The sequence below is a fragment of the Fontisphaera persica genome, assembly GCF_024832785.1.
GTDB lineage: Bacteria > Verrucomicrobiota > Verrucomicrobiia > Limisphaerales > Fontisphaeraceae > Fontisphaera > Fontisphaera persica.
In genome coordinates, this window is record NZ_CP116615.1 from 1,668,644 (window position 1) to 1,691,029 (window position 22,386).

14 protein-coding genes and 1 pseudogene are annotated in these 22,386 nt (G+C 59.1%); 7 read left to right on the plus strand and 8 right to left on the minus strand.

The features are described from left to right. Positions 1–59: 59 nt before the first annotated feature. From NXS98_RS05825 to NXS98_RS05835, 3 genes are read right to left on the minus strand one after another with little or no spacing between them, the layout of a single operon-like run. A complete protein-coding gene (locus tag NXS98_RS05825) occupies positions 60–1,391 on the minus strand; it encodes a (Fe-S)-binding protein (protein ID WP_283847533.1) in 1,332 nt (443 codons plus the stop codon). Beyond that, positions 1,382–2,764 carry an FAD-binding oxidoreductase gene (locus NXS98_RS05830; protein ID WP_283847534.1) on the minus strand — a complete coding sequence of 461 codons (1,383 nt, stop codon included), beginning with the start codon at positions 2,762–2,764 and terminating at the stop codon, positions 1,382–1,384. The genes NXS98_RS05825 and NXS98_RS05830 overlap by 10 nt, the downstream gene beginning before the upstream one ends. Before the next feature lie 6 nt (positions 2,765–2,770). Beyond that, positions 2,771–3,499 carry a DUF748 domain-containing protein gene (locus NXS98_RS05835; protein ID WP_283847535.1) on the minus strand — a complete coding sequence of 243 codons (729 nt, stop codon included), beginning with the start codon at positions 3,497–3,499 and terminating at the stop codon, positions 2,771–2,773. A gap of 117 nt (positions 3,500–3,616) precedes the next feature. Between NXS98_RS05835 and NXS98_RS05840 the strand changes: the two genes are divergently transcribed. Together NXS98_RS05840 and NXS98_RS05845 are read left to right on the plus strand one after the other, a co-directional pair. Beyond that, positions 3,617–6,757, plus strand: coding sequence for a translocation/assembly module TamB domain-containing protein (locus tag NXS98_RS05840; RefSeq protein WP_283847536.1), 3,141 nt, complete (start codon positions 3,617–3,619; stop codon positions 6,755–6,757). Positions 6,758–6,774: 17 nt separating this feature from the next. Then, entirely contained in the window at positions 6,775–7,332 is a 558-nt protein-coding gene (locus tag NXS98_RS05845; RefSeq protein WP_283847537.1) for a UbiX family flavin prenyltransferase, read from the plus strand. Between the two features lie 30 nt (positions 7,333–7,362). Here NXS98_RS05845 and NXS98_RS05850 read toward each other — a convergent pair whose 3' ends face one another. The 4 genes and pseudogenes from NXS98_RS05850 to carB form a co-directional block, all read right to left on the minus strand. After that, positions 7,363–9,180, minus strand: a complete 1,818-nt coding sequence (locus NXS98_RS05850; protein ID WP_283847539.1) for a glycoside hydrolase family 97 protein — start codon at positions 9,178–9,180, stop codon at positions 7,363–7,365. Between the two features lie 147 nt (positions 9,181–9,327). Then, a complete protein-coding gene (locus NXS98_RS05855; protein WP_283847540.1) occupies positions 9,328–10,653 on the minus strand; it encodes a hypothetical protein in 1,326 nt (441 codons plus the stop codon). A gap of 46 nt (positions 10,654–10,699) precedes the next feature. Then, positions 10,700–11,743 (minus strand): aldo/keto reductase, encoded by a 1,044-nt coding sequence (locus NXS98_RS05860; RefSeq protein ID WP_283847541.1) that lies wholly within the window; start codon positions 11,741–11,743, stop codon positions 10,700–10,702. Between the two features lie 226 nt (positions 11,744–11,969). Further along, positions 11,970–13,466, minus strand: a pseudogene (gene carB / locus NXS98_RS05865) (carbamoyl-phosphate synthase large subunit); the annotation flags it as partial. A 111-nt stretch (positions 13,467–13,577) separates the two neighbouring features. Between carB and NXS98_RS05870 the strand changes: the two are divergent. Both NXS98_RS05870 and NXS98_RS05875 read left to right on the plus strand, forming a co-directional pair. Next, positions 13,578–15,071 (plus strand): NRAMP family divalent metal transporter, encoded by a 1,494-nt coding sequence (locus tag NXS98_RS05870; protein WP_283847542.1) that lies wholly within the window; start codon positions 13,578–13,580, stop codon positions 15,069–15,071. Between the two features lie 5 nt (positions 15,072–15,076). After that, positions 15,077–16,426 carry a Gfo/Idh/MocA family protein gene (locus NXS98_RS05875; RefSeq protein ID WP_283847543.1) on the plus strand — a complete coding sequence of 450 codons (1,350 nt, stop codon included), beginning with the start codon at positions 15,077–15,079 and terminating at the stop codon, positions 16,424–16,426. A gap of 136 nt (positions 16,427–16,562) precedes the next feature. Here NXS98_RS05875 and acs read toward each other — a convergent pair whose 3' ends face one another. After that, positions 16,563–18,554 carry an acetate--CoA ligase gene (gene acs, locus NXS98_RS05880; RefSeq protein WP_283848133.1) on the minus strand — a complete coding sequence of 664 codons (1,992 nt, stop codon included), beginning with the start codon at positions 18,552–18,554 and terminating at the stop codon, positions 16,563–16,565. Between the two features lie 156 nt (positions 18,555–18,710). On the opposite strand from acs, the gene NXS98_RS05885 reads away from it, so the two are divergent. The 3 genes from NXS98_RS05885 to NXS98_RS05895 all read left to right on the plus strand — a co-directional run bounded on the left by NXS98_RS05885 (position 18,711) and on the right by NXS98_RS05895 (position 22,382). Continuing rightward, entirely contained in the window at positions 18,711–19,955 is a 1,245-nt protein-coding gene (locus tag NXS98_RS05885) for a sialidase family protein (RefSeq protein ID WP_283847544.1), read from the plus strand. Between the two features lie 109 nt (positions 19,956–20,064). Next, positions 20,065–21,912 (plus strand): carbamoyltransferase family protein, encoded by a 1,848-nt coding sequence (locus tag NXS98_RS05890; protein WP_283847545.1) that lies wholly within the window; start codon positions 20,065–20,067, stop codon positions 21,910–21,912. 26 nt (positions 21,913–21,938) lie between these two features. Then, complete coding sequence (locus NXS98_RS05895; protein WP_283847546.1) at positions 21,939–22,382, plus strand: hypothetical protein; 444 nt, start codon at positions 21,939–21,941, stop codon at positions 22,380–22,382. Positions 22,383–22,386: the final 4 nt, after the last annotated feature.

Genomic DNA, 22,386 nt, shown 5'->3' on the forward strand with positions numbered 1-22,386 from the left:
ATAAGGCACACCGGACCTTGGTGTTCTTTGAGATGCCCTAGTCTCAGCCCCCTCCCCTCTCAACGGACTTTTTCACGGCGGTAAGCCTCGGCCAATAGGGTAATCGGATGCACCACCCGCAACCGCATGCCCGCGGCGCGGGCGCCATTAATCAACTGCAACAAACAACCGGGGTTGCCGGTGGCCACCACCTCCACCTGAAGGCGGCGCAGGTGAGCCAGCTTGCGCTCCAACAAGCGCCGGGCCATGTCCGGTTGAATGACATTGTAGATGCCGGCGCTGCCGCAGCACCAATTGCTTTCCGGCAGCTCCACCAGCTCCAGTCCGGGGATGGAACGCAATAAAGCCCGGGGTTGAGCCACGATTTTCTGGCCATGCGCCAGATGGCAGCTTTCATGGTAGGCCACCCGCAGGGACGGCTGCGGCCCGGAGGGCGCGCGCCAGCCCACCCGAACCAGCCATTCGTGGATGTCCTGCGCTTTGCAATCCCATGCGCGAGCTTGTCCGGCCCATTGGGCATCCTCTCCCAACAAACGGCTATAATGCCGTAAATGCGAGCCGCAGCCACCAGCATTGGAAATGATGGCATCGAAGTTTTCCGGGGGAAATTGCTCCAACTGCCGCCGGGCCAGCTCTCGCGCCCGCCCCAGCTCGCCATTGTGCGCGTGCAAGGAGCCGCAACAACTCTGATGCGGGGGGGTGACCACCTCGCACCCGTTGGCCGCGAGCACTTCGGCCGTGTCACGATTGACGTCACTGAAAAGAATGTCCTGGGCGCAACCAGTCAAGAGGGCGACACGATAACGGCGCTGGCCCACGGCCGGCAGTACCGGCGGGATGATTTGGGCCGACCACTTGGGCTGCACCGGCGGCGTCATGGCCTCAAGTTCCTGCCAGCGCCGGGGCAGCAGCCGCAACAGGCCGCTGCGCCGCAACCCTTGCTGGACCCCGCTGATTTGATACCAGCGCAACAGCCTGCCCAAGGCTTTAAGCCGCCGCACGTCCATGAACAGCCAGCCGATGGTCAGCGAGCGCACCAACCGCCGCAAAGGATTTTCCAACTTGCCGCTCAACTCCGCCTCCGCGCGCGCCGCTTCAAACATCTCGGCATAATTCACCCCGGCCGGGCAGGCGGTCATGCAGGCAAAACATCCCAGGCAGTAATACATTTCGCGGGCCAGCGTGGGGGTCATTTCCAGTTGGCCATCGGCAACGGCACGCAGCAGCGCAATGCGCCCGCGCGGACTGTGCCGCTCCATTAAAGTGGCGTCGTACGTGGGACAAACCGGCAGGCACAGGCCGCAATGCATGCATTGTTGGAGAATGGAGTAGTCCAGCCCCCGCAATAGCGAAGGCCCGCCAGCGGGGTGGCCTGGGGGCGTCAGTCCCATAACTTGCCTGGATTCAAGATGCCGTTGGGGTCCAACACCCGCCGCAATTCCCGCATCACACGCATCTGCGCGCCGCCGGTTTGTTGTGGAAGAATGTGTTTCTTGGCCAGTCCCACGCCGTGCTCGCCCGTGATGGTGCCCCCCAGCCGGATGGCCTCCGCGAATATTTCCTTGAACGCCTCTTCCACACGATGCATTTCCTCGGCGTTTCGCTCATCGGTCAAACAGGTGGGATGCAAATTGCCATCGCCCATGTGCCCAAACGTGCCGATGCGCAATTGATATTTTTGCGCCACCTGTTGCACAAAACGAATCATCCGTGCCAGCTCGCTCCGTGGCACGGTGGCATCTTCCAGAATGGTGGTGGGCCCCACCCGCGCCAGTGCGCTGAAAGCCGTGCGCCGCGCCGCTGCCAGGCGGTCAGCCTCGCCAGCGTCCCGCGCCACCCGCACCTCCCGGGCGCCTTGCTCGCGGCAAATGCGCTCCATCGCGGCCGCTTCCTCCGCCACGGCGGCCGGATGACCGTCCGTTTCAATCAGCAACAACGCCTCACAATCCAGCGGCAAACCAATTTGGGCGTAGTCCTCAACACAATGAATGGTGGTACGATCCAGAAACTCCAGCGTACAGGGGATGATCGGCGCCGCAATGATCGCCGAAACCGCCGCCGCCGCATCCTCCATGCGCGCAAAGCTGGCCAGCATGGTTTTACGCGCCTGCGGTTTGGGCAGCAGTTTCAGCAACACCTGCGTAATCACTCCCAATGTCCCCTCCGACCCAATGAACAAATCCCGCAAAGAATATCCCGCCACATCCTTGACGCACTTGTTTCCCGTCCACATCACCTCCCCATCCGGCAAGACGACTTCCAACCCCATGACATACTGGCGGGTCACGCCATATTTCAAGCCGCGCAAGCCCCCCGAATTTTCCGCCACGTTACCGCCGATGGTGGAGATTTTCATCGAGCCGGGATCTGGTGGATAAAACAACCCCGCCTGCCCGGCCGCCTCCGCGATCGCCTGGGTGGTGGCGCCGGCCTCCGCCAACAAGGTTAAGTTGGCCGCGTCCACCTCCAAAACGCGATTCATTTTGGCCAGGCAAAGCACAATGCTGTTGGGCACCGGTACACTGCCACCACTTAACCCCGTCCCGGAACCCCGGGCAACAATGGGCACACGGTGATGATTGGCCCACCGCAGCAAATCGCTCACTTGCGCGGTGTTTTGCGCAAATACCACCGCCGCAGGAAGTTGTTTGAGCGCGGCCGTCCCATCAAAGGAGTAGGGAATTAAATCCTCCACCGCTGTCAAAACTTCCCCCGCCCCAAACATCTGCCGGAGCTGATCACATGCCGAAGCTGGCAGAGGCATAGAGGGCTACTTGAAAAGTTTCTTCACGCCCTGGGCCGCTTTGTCCACTTGATCCGCTGCTGTCTTGACCGCTTCCTTGCCCAGCTTGCCCACCTCTTGAATCATCTTCGCCGCAATCTTGTCCACGTTGCTGACCACCTCCCCCAACACCTGCTTGGTAACCTGCGCCACCGTGGCTCCCTTGTCATCGGTGCCAATATTGGTCAGATGCAAATCCGGCAGCGGTGCGCTGACCGTGCGGCCCCCCAGGCCGGTGAAACTGAAATTGATTTTTCCTCCGGTAATGGTGAGGTCCTTGATTTGCATGGTTTTGGAGGTGCCAGTGTCTTCTTTGCCTCCCGCCGCGGCCTCAACGTTATCCATGATGCGTTTCAGATTGCTGCCGCTCAGTGTTCCCTCGAAGGTGATGACCGGCGCCTGGATGACCACCTTGTCCACCACAATCTTGTCCGACTTCAGCGAGCTGAGATTTACCTGGACCTCCATTTCCCCCACTTCAATGGCCGAGGGCGTCTTGAAGCCTTGCGGATTGCCAATGAAAAGTCCCTTGAGCTTGCCATTTCCTGAAAAGGGCGACAGCGAGACCCCGCTTAGTCGCACCTCTGTTTTGGTGATTTTTGGGCCAACTGTTTCCACACCTTGTTTGACCAAACGGTCCAGGTTGAGAAACACCACCACCAGGGCAACAATGACGATGCCAAGCACCACGGCGCCGACAATGACGATTTTTTTCATAATATGGCCTTTGTATGTCTTTTGTATTGGTATTGGACCGTTGCGTCGAGCCGAAACTAATACAAAACTCACTGCTCAAGGGTTGCGAGATTCCCGATTTTCCGGCATGGTAACTTCATGAAACGACCGTTCCTGGGCTTGATGCTGGCCCTGCAAATCACGAGCCTGGCTTTTCCATCAGCCGCGCAAATCACGGTGAGCGGTATCGCCAACCGCAATTACAACAGCTACGCCAACAGCGCCACCTTCACCGTCACCTTGCAAGCAGGCCACGCCGGCGCTGCCTGGCTGAATGAGGCGCCCGTGCCCGTCGGCACCGCGGTCACCGTCACACGGGCGGATTACTACGAATTGTTTGTTCTCGCCACCAACCTGACGACTCAGGCCGTCACCAGCAACCTCACCCAGTTCATCGTGTACCCCGCCGAGCGCGGCAACACCGAGCGCGGCCTCCCACCCCTCCCCTTGTACCCCCCCATCCCCAGCGCGCCCCAGGAATTTGCCGGCGCTCAACTGAAAATCCTTGCTCCAGACCGATACCCGGCCGATATGGCGCCGCCGGTGGTAATTTGGGTGTTGGATGCCCAGGGCCGCGCTGTGCGGGTCAATGGCACAGCAACCATCTCCGGGAGCAGCCCCATTCCCATCAAACGCGGCGTCGGTTCGGGATTTCTGACCCCCTTGGGGCCAGGCCCGGTGCAATACACGTTCAGCCTCGGCGGTTTGCACACCAATAAAACGGTGGAATTTGAAAATCAGGTGAATTGGACGGGCATCGGCGGCACGTTGAGTGGCACAATCACCTGGCCCGAAAACGCGCGCATTGCCATCACCAATCACGTGAATCTCACGGCGGGCAGTTCGTTAACCATCGGCGCTGGCGCCGTCGTCCGCATCAGTCCCGTCATCAGCTTTACCAACAATGGTCAAATAACCATCAACGGCACCGTGAACCGCCCCGTCGTATTTGCGCCCATGGCCACCAACCAGCCGTGGGGCGGTTTTGTGCAACACGCCAACAACACCGACTTCACCGCCACCGGCGCCATTTTTACCGGTGCCGGCGGCTATACCGGTTACTGGTTCGGCGGCCATGGCCATGACCCCAGTTACTCCGGCATCACCAGTCATCGGGCTGAGCAAGCCTTAATCTCCCTCTCCGGCGTCAACAACAACCTGACGCTGGTGGACAGTGCCGCCATCTGGCTGCCTGGGCAATTCGGCCATGCCCAGGGCGGCAGCGGCCGCTCCTACCGCATCACCCTGACCCGCTTCCTCATGCAGGGCTGCACCACCGGCGGCGAATACACTGGCGCGCAATTCTTCGTCAATGACAGCGCCTTTATCGAGTGCCCGAATATTTCCACCAACTTCGTGGATGGCGACAACGACGGGTTGTACATCGTGGATTCACCCCAAGGGCCGCACGGTTTTACCAACACCCTTTTCGGCTGGACCAAGGATGATGGCGTGGACTCCGGTGGTGACGGCTCAGGTTTCCTGAATTACCAGAACTGTTGGTTTGAAGGCGTCCACCACGAGGCCAATTCCCTGTCCGACAGTCAAAGCGGCGGTCCCGACAAAAGCGTCGCGCATTATGACGGCGTTTTCATTAACTGCGGCCAGGCGCTGGAAGCAGGATACGGCGGCCCCACCGGCCGACTGGAACGGTGCTACGTGGTGGATTCCATGACCGGCGCACGATTCGGTGATAATTATAACTGGGCTTATTCCGGCCGCATGATTGCCACCAACAGCATCTTCCTCCATAATCACCGGGATGTGTGGGGCATGAACTTCCAGGATTGGACCTACCGCGTGGCCAACATGGACATCCGCGGTAATTTCCTCACCCGTCCTGACCCGCGCTGGCCTGAAAACACCGGCTGGAACCCTGAAGCGCACGGACAGCGCTTGGCTGCCTTTGCCGCCACTCCGCCGGAGGCGCCCCCGGGCGTCGGTTTCGCGGTCTGGACCAACCGTTTTCGTCTCATGGAAATCACCAATGGCGTGCCGGTGCGCTTGAGCGTGTTTCGTCCGCGCAACGTCAGCGTGCGCTATGCCATTCGCGGCGACGGCACCCCCCTGACCAATGGCGTGATTACCTTTGAAGCGGGCCGCATGGTGCAATTCATCCAGCCCACCGGCATAAATCCCGTGGATTACGCCACCTTGACCGTCCAGCTCACCGAAGGACTGGATGCCGTGATTACAGGCATCGAAGAAGTCACCTACGAGGTGACTTTGCCTCAAATATCGCTGGCCGGAGATGCCGGGCCGCGCGCATTATCCTCTTTCCCTGCGGGCATCAGCGTCGCTTTGAACGAGCCAGCCCTCAATGGCACCACGGTGGACTTTTCCGTGGTGGGCAACCGCACGGGGGCCACCAATGGGACGTTGGCTTTTGTGCCGGGCGCCCTCAGCGCCCTGTTGCAGGCGCCCACCGTGCCCGTGGCCGACAATGATTTCGTGTTGGTGACCCTGGCCCGGCCGGTCCAGGCCAGCTTGAGCACGCCGGCGCAGGTGGTGTATGTGCGGATGCCGGAGCGGCCGCCGCTGACCAACACGCTGTTGATTGCCCGGGGGAGCAACACGGTGTGGCGCTACTATGCGTTGTCGAACGCGCCGCCCACCAACTGGCATGCGCTGACCTTCAATGACAGTAGCTGGCCGACGGGGCGGGCGGAGTTGGGGTATGGGGATGGGGATGAGGTGACGGTGGTGCCGAACAACGGGCAGTTGACGACCTATTTTCGGCGGAGCTTTGTGGTGGCGGAGCCGGGGGCGTACACGAATTTGTTTTTGTGGCTGCTGCGGGATGACGGGGGGGTGGTGTATCTCAATGGGCGGGAGGTGTATCGGAGTCCGAATGTGCCGGCGGGGCCGGTGGGGCACACGACGACGACGGTCAGCGGGCAGAATGGGGAGAACACGGTGGATACGAATGTGGTGAGCGCGGGGGTGTTGGTGGCGGGGACGAATGTGGTGGCGGTTTCGATTCATCAGGCGGGGGCGACGAGTTCGGACATGAGTTTCAATTTTGAGCTGTGGGGGATGGCGGCGCCGCGGGTGCCGGAGCCGCTGCCGTTGTATTACGGGGTGGGGGGTGAGGGGCTGGTGTTGGCGTGGGGGGATGGGGAGTTTCGGCTGGTGCAGGCCACCAATGTGGCGGGGCCGTGGGTGACCAACAGCCTGCCCGGATGGTATCGGGCGGGATTCACCAACCCCGAATCTTACTTCCGGCTAGTGCGGCCATAAACATCACCCGCTCGCTCATGAAATTGCTCATCGGAATCACCGGCGCCAGCGGCACCTTGTATGCACAACGGCTTCTGGAAAACCTCGCCGGTTCAGGTCATGAACTGCACATCATCCTGAGCAAGTACGCCCAGGCGGTCATCAAGGAAGAGCTGCCCGGCGGACTGCGCCTGCCCCCGGAAGCACAGATGCACAGCTTGAAAAGCATGCACCTGCCCTTCGCCAGCGGGAGCAACGCAGCCGACGCCATGGTCATCATCCCCTGCAGCATGGGCACGCTGGGGCGCATCGCCCACGGTTATAGCGAGGACGCCTTGTTGCGCTCGGCGGATGTGATGCTGAAGGAACGCAAAAAACTGATTTTGGTCCCGCGGGAAACCCCGCTCAATCTGGTGCATGTGCGCAACTTCGAGTTATTGCTGCTCGCCGGCGCCATCATCCTCCCTGCCAACCCTTCCTTTTACAGCCGTCCTGGCGATGTCACCGCCGTGGTGGACACCGTCGTGGCACGGGTGCTTGACCACTTGGGAATCCCCCATCAACTGGTGCCCCGCTGGCAGGCCGAACCTGAATAACCCCCTTCCCTGCGCATGGGCATGGGGCGCTCATGGGGTGGGCACCAGGCGAATGGCAAACCCGCCATTTTGTTGCATCGGTATCTCCAGGCGGCTGGCGCTGTTAACAGTTTGTGTTTCCAGAATCAGATTGGTGCGACTGGTGCCGTCCCGGTAAATTTCCGCCCGATAATTCAACGGCTTGTCGAGGAAGGACAAAGACACCTGAGCCATGCGCGGCTGTACCGTCATTCCCCCCACGTACCACGTTTGTCCTTTGCGTCGCGCCAGCCCAATATGCGTTTCAGGGTAACCCTCGAGAAAACGTGTTTCATCCCAGGTGGACGGCAGTTGCTTGAGGAAATCCACCCCCGCAAAGGCGCGCAGACGGTCATGACGCTCGGCGTAAATCTGTATGCCCGCCTCATAAACCACCGCCTGGGCCATTTGATAGGCGTAGGAGCCGAGGGAGCGGTCAAACTTGATCACCGTGAAACTCACCGGCCCCATGACGTTGCGCACAAAGGGAATGGTCAGCTCGTTTTCAATTCGCGGATTCCGTTTTTCCATGCCGGCCACTCCTTCGGCCGTCATGAAATGCGGATAACGGCGACGTTCTCCCGACGGCAGGGTGCAGCCGTGAAACTCCAGCACCAAGTGGTGTCGGGCCGCGATCTCCATGAGGTAATCCCGTATCTTCAAACTGGCTTGGGTGTCCTCAAAATCGCGCGTGCGCTTTTCCCCGGTAATAGGATGATGGTCAAAAAAATCCACCTTGGCGCCGGACAGTCCCATTTGGGCATAACGGGACAATATTTCCTCTGCTTTTTCAGGCGTATTCAAGTTTGGGGTATAAGCCCATCCGATTAGCCGCACATTTTTCTGGCGGGCATACTGGGTGGCCGCAGCCACGTCGAACCGCCGCTCAAAACCGGCGTCCACCAAGTGGTATTCCCACCCCATTTCGGCGGCAAAATCAATCCACACTTGGGGTTTGTCGCGGTCTCCCGCCAAAAAGTCCCAGCTTGCTCTGCCGGGCCGTATCCATTCCGCGTTGCGCAAAGCTGGCTCCGTGGGTGGATTGAGGTTTTCCAAGAGCGTGGATTCCACCAGCACAGCCGGGGTTTGCGGGGAAATAATGACGACACGCCACGGCGATTGAAAAGGCAGGGATGTTTCCACCGGCCCTTCCTGGTCCAAGGGAAACCGCACCCGCCACATTCGCCCCTCGCGCTGAAAATGAGGGACAATATACGTGCCATAAGAGGCCGCCTGGGCAAGAAAGACAAAGTGCCGGACGTCCTCCAGCTCCGCCAGCAACGGCATGGATACCCGCTCGCTGTCCACCTGGCCCAGCATGGTTTCATAACCATAATTATTGGGATGGCTTTGCCCCCAATACTTGATACCCCCCAAAGATGGCAGCCGAAAACCACTGGCTTCGCCATGAATCTTTACCGGCCCCGTGCCCTCAAGCACATAGGCAAAGGCGACGCCCTCATCGTACACGCGAAATCGCAAGCGCAGGCTGCGGGCCTCCTTACGCACCAACAACTCCCTCTCATTGGCCCGGTTGACATAAGTGGACCGCTTGCCCACCGGCAACGTGTAAGTCTCATTTATCTCCCGGCGCGTAACCGAGCTTACCGAAAGTCCCGCGGTGAAATCTCCTTCACTGGTGGTGATTCCTAACGGACTGTTCTCCAAGACCACGGCACCTCGGCTGCGAACGCGGTAGAACAGCGCGCCAGAGGATTCCTCCAGGTGAAGGGTGGCCTGAATGCTGCCGTTGGGCGAGGCCACCGTCTCCTGCCACTCCGCCGCGGGCAGGCTGAATATAAACAGCCAAATGCCCCATAAAAGCAGCACAACAAAGCAAAGTCTCTTTAAGCCTAAAGAATCCCAATGAAAGCGAGGCCATGGTGTCATGCGAATTTAATGTTGGCGGAAAAATTGAGGAATTCGAGCAAATTCCTCTCTCCACACCTTCCTTGTCTGAACCGGGTCTGCTTGACTTCAGGCCACCTGCGGCGGCATGGCTGGGGCGGGACGTGGCTTCCCCCCCACCAAGCCCTTTAACCATGCCCAGAGGAGCTTGAAACCACGCAACAGGCCAATGTCGCGCACGCCTTTCATTTGATAAACCCGGCAGAGGTCCTCTTCATGAGTGCTGTAACGAGGAGGTAAAATGAACAAGGATTGGGCCTCGCTACCTTCGGCTTCCACCAAAACTTCGGGGTAAAACAGCGGTCGAAATACACCTCCGCCGGCGCGGTGACCTTCGGCTTCCACCAAAACTTCGGGGTAAAACAGCCCACGGCCCACCCACAATGCTCCGCTAGGCAGTGGCACGGTTTTTTTGGGTAAAAACAACCAGGGCCGATACTCGAACTGCAAGGCGCCGCTTTCCGTCCGGCACAGGCGCCCACACGTGCGCACGGGCATGCCACCCCACTTGGTGGCGGTAAACATCCAGTTGGCGTTGGAGCGTGGCAGGAAACGCAGGCGCCGAAACGTTAGGTAATCCCAGACAAAGTTGCTGCCCATCACCAATAACCGGAAAGACCAACCGGCAATGAAATAACAAATGACAATCAAAACAATGGCAAACAATGCCCCCAGGTAGGGGTTAATCCAGTGCGTGGTGGCTACCAGCGACAGAAGAAACATGCGAAATGATTTCAAGGCCATGTCCACGGTGTTAAAGGGACTGATGAGAATGAGCATGTTAATCGCGTGCGAGGCCAGCCACACAATGAAAAACACAGCCATCGCCACCGGTACCATCAAGGCATTGAGCAGGCCGTTAAGGTCCAGCGCCGCAAAGCCTAGCGCACTCCAGGACGCACTCTCACCCATTGCTTCGGGAAACACCTGCGTCACCAGCGGCACAAAGGCCCCCGCCGCAATCAGGCCACTGACCTTGTTCTCGATGGCTTCGGCGACGTCCATGGGTTTCTTCAAGACGGTGGGAGCTGCCGTGCCCAGTGTATCTTTCAGGAAAACCAGGGCCACAATGATTAACGCGGGTATCCAGAACCAAGGCTGCGCATACCAATGCAACGGGCGGCGTTCATTTTCCGGTTTACTGGCATTTTTCATCCATTGATAACACCCCACGGCTCCAACCCCCAACAACGGCGAGATGGCAACGCCCGTAATTAACGAAAGGGTCTCCGCCGCCTCATACCCCGGCGGCAGCTTGGTTTTATCCCCGCTTTTTTCCCTGGCTGCCGGTTTTTCCGCTGAGGAAGGCGCGCTGGAGGAATTGGCCGCCAGCAGGCTGACGGCAACAACACACGCCACCGCCGCCATCAGCAGCCTTTTACAGAATGAACGCATTAAAAGGAGGTATGCAAAGGGTTACTGAAATGACCGGCTCATTGTCTCAAGCATGGAGATGCTCCCAATAAGCCGACATACCCGGCTCGTGCCCGTGATGCCGCCAGGCCACTGCGTCTTCCTCGCGCTTGAAGACGACGTTGCACTTGGCGGCCAGCTCCTTGAGCTGAACAATCTCGTTGTCCGTAATCGGACGAAAAGCCTTGCCCGCGGCAATGGCTTTATCAATAAGGTCAAGAAATGCCGGTGCAAAAGTGCTCACCACCGGCTCCTGGGACAACGCCCAACGCATGACCAGGTTCACCTCGTCCTGTGCTTCTGCTGAGCGATACCACCATTGGCGGGTCTGTGCCGCGCCTTTGGGCCACAAACCCGTGGACATGGGCTTGATGGCCAACACGGCCGCCCCTTGGGCCTTGGCCTCCGCCAAAACATCCTTGCCAAAGCCAAAACCGTAGTACTCCACAAAATTGATGGGGAACATCACGGTGTCAAACTTGAATCCTTTCATCACCTCCAGCGCCGCCTTGGTGGTATGCGCGGAAAAGCCAATGAACCGTACCTTTCCCTGCTCCTTGGCCTTGAGGATGGCCTCCATGCAACCGTCCGGCCCCAACGCTTGTTTCACCTCCGCCGGCTGCCGCAGGTGATGCAACTGATACACGTCAAAATAATCGGTCTTCAACCGCTGAAGTGAACGTTCCAGCTCCTGCATGGCGCCTTTGGCATCGCGTGCCTTGGTCTTGCAGGCTAGAAAGTATTGGTCCCGCTTGAGTTGCTGCAACGCCACGCCCAGCCGGACCTCTGATTCTCCGTAAGCCGGCGCCACATCAAAATAGTTCACCCCCTGTTCAAAGGCCCTGAGCACCCCTTTATTGCACTCATCCTGCGGGTACTTGTTCAGGGCAAACCCCGAGAAGCCGACGATGGAAACTTTCAGTCCAGTCCGGCCCATGAGGCGTCGAGGCATGCCCGCAACCACATCAGGTTGGGCGGCAGGCGCCGGTTGAGCCGAGAGCGCGGCGGGCGTGGCCAGGGCCAGTCCCCCGACAGTAACCGTGGTCGTCTTGACGAAGGTGCGGCGTTTCATAGGCGAGGTGCATTTAATGAGTTGACTACATGGCTCACGTAACGAGCTTATATTAACCTCCCCCTCGCCAAAGCACAAGCCGAAGCTCGCAGGAAAATGGGGGCATCCTATCCTGGCTGCCCCCCCGCTGGCGCAAGCATCCACGCAGGAGCAAGGATGCCTCCAACTCCCGGCCCGGAAGCCAAAGGCCCGGAAGCTAATTGTCCCCCGCCGCCCCCCCCTTCGCCGATGCTGCCAGTTCTTCCTCGCAATCCACGATTTCCTTGATTTGCGTCAGGAACCAGCGATCAATGCGCGTCAGTTCAAATACCTCTTCAACCGTCATGCCCGCCCGCAAAGCATGGCGAATAAAGAAAATGCGTTCGCCATTGGGAATGCTGAGTTTGCGCCGCAACACGTCCCGCGGGAATATCTCTCGGTCGCCATAGACCTGATTATCAATCCGCCAGGGCTTGCCGTCTCCTCCCAAACCATAGCGGCCAATCTCCAGGGAGCGCAGGCATTTTTGGAGGCTTTCCTTGAACGTGCGCCCAATGGCCATCGCCTCGCCCACGCTCTTCATCTGCGTGGTCAGCGTGGGATCGGCCTGCGGGAATTTTTCAAAGGCAAACCGCGGTATCTTCACGACCACATAGTCAATAGTAGGTTCAAAGCTGGCGGGCGTTTCCCGGGTGATGTCATTGCGAATTTCATCCAGGCAATACCCCACCGCCAGCTTGGCTGCAATCTTGGCAATGGGAAATCCCGTCGCCTTGGAAGCCAGCGCGGAGGACCGCGACACCCGCGGGTTCATTTCAATGACCACCATGCGTCCGCTTTCCGGGTTCACGGCAAATTGGATGTTGCTGCCCCCCGTTTCCACACCCACCGCTCGAATTACCGCGAAAGAGGCATCGCGCATGATTTGATATTCCTTGTCCGTCAGCGTCTGGGCGGGCGCCACCGTGATGGAATCCCCTGTATGAACCCCCATCGGATCAAAGTTTTCAATGGGGCAAATGATCACGCAGTTGTCCTTGTGGTCCCGCATGACCTCCATTTCGTATTCCTTCCACCCCAAGAGCGACTCTTCAATCAGCACTTCGCTCACGGGCGACAAATCCAAGCCCCGTTTGCAAATGTCCTCAAACTCCTCCCGGTTGTATGCGATGCCCCCACCCGTCCCGCCCAACGTATAAGCAGGACGTATAATCAACGGAAAACGCCCAACCTTTGCCGCCACTTCCCGCGCCTCTTCCAGACTGTGCGCTGTCCCGCTAATCGGCACATCCAGCCCGATGCTAATCATCAAATCCTTGAAAACCTGCCGGTCCTCCCCCCGTTCAATGGCCTCTGCCTTCGCGCCAATCATCTCCACCCCCAACCGCTGCAGCACGCCCTTGCGGTGCAAGGCCATGGCGGTATTGAGCGCGGTTTGTCCGCCCAAGGTAGGCAGCAAAACCAGTTTGCCCTTCGCCCCCCTCCGCTTTAACTCCGCCAGCTCGCGCTCCAGAATTTTTTCCACCACCGCCGGCGTAATCGGCTCAATGTAGGTGCGGTCGGCAAACTCCGGGTCGGTCATGATGGTGGCCGGATTGGAGTTCACCAAAATCACGCGGTACCCCTCCTCCTTCAGGGCTTTGCAAGCCTGAGTGCCGGAATAATCGAATTCACACGCCTGCCCGATGATGATAGGGCCGGCGCCGATGATCAGAACCGAATGAATGTCGGTGCGTTTTGGCATGGCAACGAAACCACAAACCGCGCGAATAAACCCTATTTTACCGCCCCTGTCATCTGAAAAACACACGAAATTTCATTGCGTGCCCCTCCCCCAGATTTCATCATGCCTCCCATGGCAAATAATTCATCCCCAAGCACCACGGGTTTGCCCATGACGAGCAAGTGGGACCCGGCCAAAATCGAGCAGGAACGCCAACTTCTGGTGGAGCTGGACCAGCGCCCCTGGTGGAAACGGCTGGGAGGATACTATAAACTAACCGGCCCTGCCTGGTTGCAAAGCGCCATGACCCTCGGCGCCGGCAGCGCCACCGCCAGTGTCGTCGCCGGCGCATTCTTCGGTTACCAACTGCTGTGGGTCCAACCAGCCGCCATGCTGCTGGGCGTGTTCATGATGGCAGCCTTGGCCAACATCACCCTTACCAAAGGCGAACGCGCCTATGAAATTGTCCGCCGCGAACTGCACCCCAGCGTCGCTTTCCTCTGGGCACTGGCCACCATCATAGCCACCATCGTCTGGCATTTCGGCCAATATGCCCTCCTGGGCGGCGCATTCAAAGACCTGGCGGATGTAGCCGCCGGCGTGAAAACGGAAGACCCCTCCACCGCCCTCTCACCGGCCACCGAAACTCTCGTGCGTCTGGGGGGCGGCCTCCTGATTCTGGGCATTAACATCGTGCTCACGTGGAATTATGGCTCCAAACCGAAAGGCATCCGTCTCTATGAAACTTTTCTCCGATGGATGATTCGCCTCACCATGCTCGCATTTTTAAGTGTAGTCCTCCTGCAACTGGTCAATTCCAAATTGGACCTGGGCGGCATCCTGCGCGGATTTTTCACCATTCGCATTCCCGAAGGTCCCGGCGCCACCACCACCATCCTGGGCGCCTTGGGAGCAGCGGTGGGCATCAACATGACTTTTCTTTATCCTTACTCCATCTTGGCCAAGGGCTGGGGGCCACAGCACAAAGGACTGGCCCGCTTTGACCTGGTGCTTTCCCTGTTTGTCCCGTACGTTGTTTTAACTTCGCTCATCATCATCGGCATGGCCTCCACCGTGCACAATGCCGCGGCTGGCTACGGCACCGTTCTGCCCGGCAATCCCACCCCCGCCGACCTGAAGCCCATCCAGGCTGCTCAGGCGCTTGCAGGGTTGCTGGGCAGCTCGCTGGGACGCATTGTTTTCGACCTTGGCTTCATCGGCATGGCCTGCGGCGCCATCAGCGCCCACATGGTTTGCTGCGGATTCACCGTGTGCGAAATGTTCAAACTCGAATACACCCCCGCCCGTTACAAAATGTTCACCCTGGTACCCGCAGTGGGATTGCTGGGCGTGCTGGTCAAAAGCCCCATCTGGCTCCCCGTGGTGGCCAGCGCCCTCGCCTTCACCGTGCTGCCCATCGCGTACATTTCTTTTCTCATCCTGAACAACAAGCGCAGTTACCTGGGGGACGCCGTGGGACGGGGCTGGCGCCGCGTCGCCTTTAATGTGGTGTTGGTGGTGGCCGTCATCATGGCCCTCATCGGTTCCGCCATAAACATCAAAGACCGGGTGATTGATAAAATCTTCCCGTCGCAATCCTCAGCCAGCCCGGCCAGGAAAGGATGACGATTATGCCAAAATTGACGCGTCGTTCCTTCACCAAAACCGTCGCTGCCGCCGGTGCCGCGATGGCCGCCAGTTCCTTGAATGTGCTCGGCGCCAACGAAAAAATCCGTCTTGGCTTCATTGGCCTGGGTAACCGCGGCGACCAGGTGCTCGACGCTTTTCTCGCCCAGCCCGACGCCCAGGTCGTGGCCGTGTGTGACCTCCACCAGCCCTACCTCGACTTCGCCGCCGCCAAGGCGGGCGGTAATCCACGGCAGTTCAAGGATTATCGCAAACTTCTGGAAATAAAAGAGTTGGATGCCGTGGTCATCAGCACGCCAGACCACTGGCATGCTTTGCAAACCATTCATGCGTGTGAAGCCGGCAAGGATGTTTATGTGGAAAAACCCTTGTCCCTTTGCGTGGCGGAAGGCCGCCGCATGGTGGAAGCGGTCCGCAAGCACAACCGCGTCTGCCAGGTGGGTATTCACCGGCGGTCCGTGCCTTTCTGCCGTGAAGCGGCTGAGCTTATCCGCAGTGGCGTGCTTGGAAAAATCATGGCCTGCCGTGCCTTTCACATACAGAACGAATGGCCTCAAGGCATAGACCATCCGCCCGACACCACCCCCCCGCCAGGGTTTGACTGGGAGGCCTGGCTGGGCCCCGCCCCCTACAAACCTTATAATAAAAATCGCACGTTCTACCGTTTCCGCTGGTTTTTCGATTACTCGGGCGGCCAGCTCACCAACTTCGGAGTGCATTATATGGACTTCTTCCACATGGCGTTGGGAGTGGACGCCCCGCTCGCAGTGGCAGCCATGGGTGGCAAATATGCCCTGGCAGACAATCGTGAAATCCCGGACACCTTGGAAGTCATGTGGGAATATCCCGGCGGGATTTTAATCACCTTCACCCAAATCAATGCCAATGCAGCCCCCGCCTCACTGCGGCCCAACGCCGAGCTGGAAATTAGGGGCACTAAAGGCACCTTTTACCTGTACTCGCGCGGATACGAAATCGTGCCGGACCTCATCACCCCCAATCCCTTTCCCGCCCGCACACCCTTGACCCGCACGGAAGACGCGGGCTGGCGCAAAGGCGAAAAGCCGATGATTGAACCGGTCAATGTGAAAGCTCAGGTCAACAGTGCCGACACCACCTTCCATGCCCGCAACTTCCTGGACTGCGTGAAAAACCGCCAACGCCCCACGTGCGACATCGAGACCGGCCATCGCAGCACCTCCGCCACCCAAATCGGCAACATCGCGTGGAAAACCCGCGCCCTCCTGGAATGGGATGCCCAGCTTGAGCGTTTTCCCCGCCATGCCGAGGCCAATCGATACTTGGATTATCCGTACCGGCCCCGTGCAACTTAAGGAATCCTGACTGCAGCGGCCGTAGCTGAATGCCACTTGCAACGGGGCAGCTCGCCATGCCCCCTGCGCATCCGGGTCTTAATCGGAGGAGTCCCCAAACAAAAAGCTCCCCTGCCCCATTTCCTGCTGCGCCACCTCAATCCTCTTCCGCCTGGCTCAGCCGGGTAAGCACACTGAAATCCTCCAGCGTAGTAGTATCGCCATTGATTTCTGTGCCAGCGGCAATGCTCTTGAGCAGACGCCGCATGATTTTGCCCGACCGGGTTTTGGGCAACGCCTCCGCAAACCGCACCTCGTCCGGCCGCGCAATCGCGCCGATTTCCTTGGTCACGTGCTGGCGCAGTTCCTCCCGCAAGTCGCGCGTCGGCTTGATGCCGCTCTTCAAGGTGACAAAGGCCACCAGCGCCTGCCCCTTGAGGTCATCCGGACGCCCCACAACCGCCGCTTCCGCCACGGCTGAATGACTGACCAGCGCGCTTTCCACTTCCGCCGTGCCAATCCTATGCCCGGCGACATTCAGGACGTCATCAATGCGGCCCACAATCCAAAAATAACCATCCTTGTCCCGGCGGCAGCCATCCCCCGTAAAATAAGCGTGCGGCACTTCCTTCCAATAAACCTCCTGGTAACGTTTCATATCCCCCCACAAGCCGCGCAACATGCTGGGCCATGGTCTGCGAATCACCAGTTTGCCCCCCACATTGGGCGACACCGGACGGCCCTGGTCATCCACCACTTCCGGCGCCACCCCAAAAAACGGCAGTGTGGCGCTGCCCGGTTTGGTGGGAGTGGCCCCCGGCAAGGGGGTAATCATGATGCTTCCCGTTTCGGTCTGCCACCAGGTATCCACGATGGGACAACGCTTGCCGCCAATGACCTCGTAGTACCACATCCATGCTTCGGGATTAATGGGTTCTCCCACCGAGCCAAGCAGCCGCAAGGTGCTGAGGTCGTGTTTGCGCGGCCATTCCTCGCCCCATTTCATAAAGGCGCGGATTGCCGTCGGCGCCGTGTAAAACACCGTCACATCATATTTTTCGATGATTCGCCAGAATCTGTCCGGCTCTGGCCAATTCGGCGCGCCCTCATACATGACCGTGGTGGCGCCGTTGGCCAGCGGCCCGTAAACCACATAACTGTGGCCCGTCACCCATCCCACATCCGCCGTGCACCAAAACACGTCGGTATCCCGCAAATCAAAGACGTATTTGGTGGTCATCTTGGCGCCCAGCAAGTAGCCCGCCGTGGTGTGAAAAATGCCCTTGGGCTTGCCGGTGGAACCGCTGGTGTACAAAATAAAGAGCGGGTCTTCGCTGTTCATTTTTTCCGGCGGACAATCTGCCGTTACATACTCCAGTTCGCGATGCCACCACACGTCGCGGCCTTCTTCAATATGGATTTCATTGTAGGCCCGCCGTAACACGATGACCTTTTCCACGGTCCGCCCCAGCCGCCGCCCCCGCTCATCGGTCATCTTCAAGGCCTCGTCCACATTCTTCTTAAGCTGCACAATCGTGCCCCGGCGGTATCCCCCATCGGCGGTGACTATGACCTTGGCCCCGCAATCGCATACGCGGTCCGCCACCGCATGGGCGCTAAACCCGCCAAAAACCACCGAATGAATGGCGCCAATGCGTGCGCAGGCCAGCATGGCCACCGCCGCCTCCGGCACCATCGGCAGATAAATCAACACCCGGTCCCCCCGCCTGACCCCGTTGCGCTTGAGCACATTGGCAAACCGGCACACCTCGCGGTGAAGCTGCTTGTAAGTAAGCACTCGTTCCTCGCCCGGCTTGCTGACCGAATCGGGTTCACCTTCCCAGATGATTGCTGCCTTGTTGCCGACGGGCGTGTCGAGATGCCGGTCCAAACAGTTCACCGACACATTTAATTGGCCGCCGTCAAACCATCGCGCCACCGGCTCTTTCCATTGCAGCACACGCTTCCACCGCTTGAACCACACCAGCTCATTTTCCGCCTGTTTGGCCCAAAACCGCTCCGGCTGCTCAATGGATTCTCGATACATGCGCTTGTATTGCGCCAGCGATTTGATGTGCGCCTGAGCGGAAAATTCCTTGGGGGGCGGGAACAGCCGTTCTTCATGCAGGACGGACTCAATGGCATTCAAAGGCAGCGCATGTCGGACAGTCATAAGTTTTATTCAAGTGATTTTTTGTTAATCTTATAACAGTCCGCGCCTCTGTCAAATGTCACCCCATCGTTTTCCCACTCCCCCAACCTGGACATTGATGAGGACGGATTTTCCTGTTATTTCCCTCAGTACATGAAACCGCCACGCCATCACCCCGCCTTCCCCATGAACCCTAACCCGCCGCTCCCAAACTTCCCCGCCCAAACTACGCGGCGAAACTTTCTCAAACGCACGCTGGCCGCCTCCCTCTTGCTGGGCGCCGCCGGCTGGACCAAACTCAAGGCCGCTGCCCCCACCGCCCGCGTGCTAGAAGTCCGTGTCATCAGCCATCAACCCGACCTGTATCATGGCTGGCCCACCGTCGCCCGGCGCAGCAATGGTGATTTATGGCTGGTCTATTCAGGCGGCCGAGAAGGTCATGTTTGTCCCTTTGGGCGGGTGGAATTGATGATTTCCAAAGACCAAGGGCAAACTTGGGGATGGCCTCAGGTGTTGCTGGATACCGCCATTGACGACCGCGATGCCGGCGTGATTGAGACCCCCAAAAAAGCCATGTTGGTAACCACCTTCACCTCGCTGGCTTATGACACCGAAGCCTTCCGCAAAGCCCTGGAGGGCGCTGCCGGGACCACGGGAACCTGGCCCCAGGAGCGCCTCAATCGCTGGCGGGCCGCTCATGAGCGGCTCACCGCCGGCCAGCGCAATGCCCTCTTGGGACATTGGATGATTCGCTCGCCCGATGGCGGTGTCACGTGGAGCGCCGTTTACCCATCCTTGGTCAACAGCCCTCACGGTCCTTTTGTGCTGGCCAATGGCCAGCTATTGTATGCCGGAAAAAAGTTGTGGACCGACAAACAGCGGGTGGGCGTATGCCGCTCCACGGATGATGGATTGTCCTGGCAATGGCTGGCGGAAATTCCAGCCCGCCCCGGCGATGATTATCAGCAATATCATGAGTTACATGGCCTTGAGGTCAACCCCAACCGTCTCCTCGTCCACATCCGCAATCACAACTCCCAAAATCGCTTTGAGATTCTGCAAACCGAGTCCACGGACGGCGGCGTGACCTGGTCCGTGCCGCATCCCATCGGCGTCTGGGGCTTGCCCTCACATTTGCTCCGGCTGCGGGATGGACGCTTGCTGATGACCTACGGCTACCGCCGCGCACCCTTTGGCAACCAGGCCCGGCTCAGTGAGGACGGCGGTAAAACATGGTCTCCCCCCATGACCCTTTCCGGCGACGGGTCCAATGCAGACTTGGGTTATCCCAGCACCGTGGAACTGCCGGACGGTCTCCTCCTCACCATCTGGTATGAAGTCATGGCCGGCTCCAACAAGGCCGTCTTGCGACAGGCTCGCTGGCGATTGGAAACCTGAACCCCAGGCGGGATGCCATGCCCCCTTGCAGTTCGGCATTGAAGTCAATGGCAAAATCCGGGAATAATCCGCCCGCGCTGGGCTGGATACAGACAGTGCGTGAGCCTGCATGAGCAAAAAGATTCTTGGCATTTCGGCATTTTATCATGACAGTGCCGCCGCCCTGGTGGTGAATGGTGAGATTGTCGCCGCGGCGCAGGAGGAACGCTTCACCCGCATCAAACATGATTTCAATTTCCCCAAACACGCCATTGATTATTGCCTGCAAGAAGGGGGGCTGGTGCCAGAAGACCTGGATTATGTGGTGTTTTATGACAAACCACTGCTGAAATTTGACCGCCTGCTCGAAACCTACCTGGCCTTTGCCCCGGCAGGACTGCGGTCCTTCATGATGGCCATGCCCCTCTGGCTCAAAACCAAGCTGCATCTGCCGCGGGAAATTCGCAAGTCCCTCGAGGGACGTTACCGCAAACGCATTGTCTTCACCGTCCACCATGAAAGCCACGCCGCCAGTTGCTTCTTCCCCTCCCCGTTTGACGAAGCCGCCATTCTGACCATGGACGGCGTTGGCGAATGGGACACCGCCAGCATCGGCATCGGCCGCGGCAATCGCATCCAGCTTCTCAAGACGCTGCGTTTCCCTCATTCCCTAGGTCTGCTCTACAGTGCCTTCACTTACTTCACTGGATTCAAGGTCAACTCCGGCGAATACAAACTCATGGGGCTGGCCCCTTATGGCGAGCCTAAATACGTGGATGTCATCCTGGACAAACTGGTGGACTTGAAGGAGGACGGCTCCCTGGCCATGAACATGGATTATTTTAATTACTGCCAGGGGTTGACCATGACCAACGAGGCGTTTGCACAATTATTTGGCGGCCCCCCGCGCGCGCCCGAGTCCCCCATCCGCCAACGGGAAATGGATTTGGCGGCCAGCATTCAAAAAGTCACCGAAGAAGCGGTGTTGCGCATGGCACGCACGGCGAAAAAACTAACCGGCTGCCGCCACCTGTGCCTCGCCGGCGGTGTGGCGCTCAACTGCGTGGCCAATGGCAAGCTGCTCCGCGCAGGCATCTTCGACGACCTCTTCATCACCCCCGCCGCCGGGGATGCCGGCGGCGCCCTGGGGGCCGCCTTGTTTGTCCATTATCAATTGCTGGACAACGAACGCCGACCCAACGGCAAGGACTGTTTGCATGGCTCCCTGCTGGGACCAAAATACAGTAACGAATCCATCCGCCAGTTTCTGGACGGCAAGGGCGTGCGTTACCACTTCTTTGCGGACGAACCCGCCTTGCTGAACAAGGTGGTGGACGCCATGCTGGAGCAGAAAGTCGTGGGCTGGTTTCACGGGCGCATGGAGTTTGGCCCGCGAGCCTTGGGCAGCCGCAGCATTATCGGCGACGCCCGCAATGAGCAGATGCAAAGCGTCATGAATCTGCGCATCAAATACCGCGAATCCTTCCGCCCCTTTGCCCCCTGTGTGCTGCGCGAAGAAGTGGACAAGTACTTCGAATTGGACCGGGAATCCCCCTACATGCTCCTGGTGGCCGATGTGCGCCCCGAGCTGCGCTGCACGCTCACCGAAGAGCAGCTACGCTTGATGAAGGACCCCGATTTGCGCAAGCGCGTCAACGTCAAACGCTCGTCGCTGCCCGCCATCACCCACGTGGACATGTCGGCCCGCATCCAAACCGTGGATGAAGAACGGCACGGACGCTTTTACCGCCTCATGCGCGAGTTCAAACGCCGCACCGGCTGCGGCGTCATCATCAACACCAGTTTTAACATTCGCGGCGAACCAATCGTCTGCACTCCCCAGGACGCCTACCGCTGTTTCATGGCCACCGACATGGACGTCCTGGTCCTCGAGAACTGCGTGCTGTATAAAACCGAGCAGCCCGCCACCGATGCCGCCGAGCGTAAAAAGTACGTGGACACGTTTAAGCTGGATTAACGCTCAAATCACGCTACATTGAAGCCATGGTCAACCCGTTTCACGAAGTGAACTGGCGGCCGGACCTGGCCCAGCGCAGGCAGTTTGCCAAAAGCTGGATCATCGGATTTCCTTGCCTGGCCGTGGTCATTGGGTTGCTCGGATGGATCGCCCGGGGGCGCTGGGACGCCCACCTGTCCACCGCCCTGTGGGTGGCCGGTGTCGGGGCGGCCGCGGGGCTTTTGCTCTACCTGGTGCCACAAATCGCCCGTCCTTTTTACCTGCTTTGGTACGCCCTGGCCTGTTGCCTCGGTCTGGTGGTCAGCAACCTGATGCTGGCGGGCATGTATTATCTCATCATGACCCCCATTGGCTGGTTGCGACGCTTGTTCAAACCCAGTTTCCGCAAGCACTTTGACCGATCCTCCGCCACCTACTGGCATGACGCCGGGCCGCCCCCGCCTCCGCACCGGTACTTCAAACAATTTTAACCGC

Bases quoted from the DNA above. Each gene is read 5' to 3' on its own strand.
- NXS98_RS05825 (WP_283847533.1), bottom strand. From the start codon at position 1,391: ATGGGACTGACGCCCCCAGGCCACCCCGCTGGCGGGCCTTCGCTATTG.
- NXS98_RS05875 (WP_283847543.1), top strand. From the start codon at position 15,077: ATGCCAAAATTGACGCGTCGTTCCTTCACCAAAACCGTCGCTGCCGCC.
- NXS98_RS05885 (WP_283847544.1), top strand. From the start codon at position 18,711: ATGAAACCGCCACGCCATCACCCCGCCTTCCCCATGAACCCTAACCCG.
- NXS98_RS05860 (WP_283847541.1), bottom strand. From the start codon at position 11,743: ATGAAACGCCGCACCTTCGTCAAGACGACCACGGTTACTGTCGGGGGA.
- NXS98_RS05840 (WP_283847536.1), top strand. From the start codon at position 3,617: ATGAAACGACCGTTCCTGGGCTTGATGCTGGCCCTGCAAATCACGAGC.
- NXS98_RS05890 (WP_283847545.1), top strand. From the start codon at position 20,065: ATGAGCAAAAAGATTCTTGGCATTTCGGCATTTTATCATGACAGTGCC.
- NXS98_RS05855 (WP_283847540.1), bottom strand. From the start codon at position 10,653: ATGCGTTCATTCTGTAAAAGGCTGCTGATGGCGGCGGTGGCGTGTGTT.
- NXS98_RS05895 (WP_283847546.1), top strand. From the start codon at position 21,939: ATGGTCAACCCGTTTCACGAAGTGAACTGGCGGCCGGACCTGGCCCAG.
- NXS98_RS05870 (WP_283847542.1), top strand. From the start codon at position 13,578: ATGGCAAATAATTCATCCCCAAGCACCACGGGTTTGCCCATGACGAGC.
- NXS98_RS05845 (WP_283847537.1), top strand. From the start codon at position 6,775: ATGAAATTGCTCATCGGAATCACCGGCGCCAGCGGCACCTTGTATGCA.
- NXS98_RS05830 (WP_283847534.1), bottom strand. From the start codon at position 2,764: ATGCCTCTGCCAGCTTCGGCATGTGATCAGCTCCGGCAGATGTTTGGG.
- NXS98_RS05835 (WP_283847535.1), bottom strand. From the start codon at position 3,499: ATGAAAAAAATCGTCATTGTCGGCGCCGTGGTGCTTGGCATCGTCATT.